Source organism: Zooshikella harenae (genome assembly GCF_018837975.1).
Taxonomy (GTDB): domain Bacteria; phylum Pseudomonadota; class Gammaproteobacteria; order Pseudomonadales; family Zooshikellaceae; genus Zooshikella; species Zooshikella harenae.
In genome coordinates, this window is record NZ_JAGSOY010000232.1 from 1 (window position 1) to 1554 (window position 1554).

The following is a 1554-nucleotide window of genomic DNA, read 5'->3' on the forward strand; positions in this document are numbered from 1 at the left end:
ATCGCCTCAGGCAAATAGTCTTTATCAATTCCATATACAGTTTCCTTTTCTCCTTTTTTTGCTTTTTTCTTATCTTTTGCTAATCGTTGATATTTAAAATCTTGCACAACCCATTTAATTTTATCTTTTATTCCAGATAAACCAGCATACGACCTATCCAGGGTAAGCTGCCTGAGTGTGTTTCCACCAGTGTTATTACATTGTTCACCTTTCTTTTTAATTTTATTTTTTCCCTTACCATCTTTATTTTTGATTTCAATGAGCTCGTTTTTCAACGCCGAATACTTAAAATTCCACGTCAAATCAAACGACGAACAGCTTTTTTGTTTTGACTTTACCTCAACCCACTTTTCAATTTCCTGCCCTTTGTTTTTAACAACAATATCTACCTGCCTATCCAGATCTACTACTATATTTCCTTTTGCATGAACACGCTGTTTATATTGTTTCTCTATAGCAACCAGATCAAAGTTTGCTGCCAAATAACTCGCAATAACAGCCAGATGAAATTGCGATGCAGGTACATCTCGTTGTAAATCTCCTTTAGTTAGTTTATGTTTTTTGGGGTCTACCCCTACACGCTCAACATAATTATAGTTATATGAACTAGCAATTACTGTATAAAGATCCCACAACAATTTTTCATTCTTTTCATCTATTTGATCGCTTTTAAAAATTTTATACTGAATAAAGGCTATTATGCCAATCATATGATATGTCGATATTCTTTGCCCATGAAACCCCTTTAATAAATTCATCATATGGCCAATACCTACTTTTGACTTCATTAAAAGTGTTGCCCGCCAAAACTGAGGTTTAAGAAATACTCTTCGCAGCTCAAGTTTTCTTTCAGCAGAGACTTTATCTTTCTTTTTCAAAAAGTCACGTATCTGCACAAATAAATCGCCAATATCATTATCTTTCAACTTTAAATCTTTTTTTAGTTCTTCAAATATCTTAAATCTTTTAAGCAGCCTTTTGACTGGGACTTTTAATCCTTTCACACTAGGTTTAGCATAGACTGTTGGGATTATTGATTCGACTGCTTTTGCGTACCACGGACTGTGCTCTAAACGCAAAGCATCATTATAGTCTGTACTGCTTAGAGGCAGATTTAGTGAATCCTCAGTAAACATAGCCATTAAATCAATCCAAGCAATTAAGTGGTCACTATTCTGGATTGTCGTTACAAATGCATTAAACTCTTCTGAGTATTCATCTATTAATACTATAGCTTCTGCAAGGAAGCTCATAAATGCTACAGCATTTTCAATATCATCTATACTGCGCTTATCCCAGCAACGCTTTGCAATTTTTCCAATCGTTCCAGCAAGAGCACGTATAAATGGCGATTTTGGATTAATTTTTCTAAATAGCTTATTTAATCCCTTAGATACCAATTTAAATGGTTTCGTCCAAGGAGTAGGCAAAACTGAAATTGTTCCCAGAGCACTTGTAAGAAGTAATGCAGGCTCAAAATCTTTATCATTACCCGTTGACAGGTAATACAACTGTCGTCCAAGCTCTGCAATATCTTCATAAGGTACCACCCAA

At 34.7% G+C, this 1554-nt stretch carries 1 protein-coding gene; it reads right to left on the minus strand.

Features of this window, described 5'->3' with window-relative positions; all coding sequences use genetic code 11:
- Positions 1–1554: hypothetical protein (locus KCG35_RS25195; RefSeq protein ID WP_215822605.1), on the minus strand; the 1554-nt coding region annotated here is incomplete at both ends.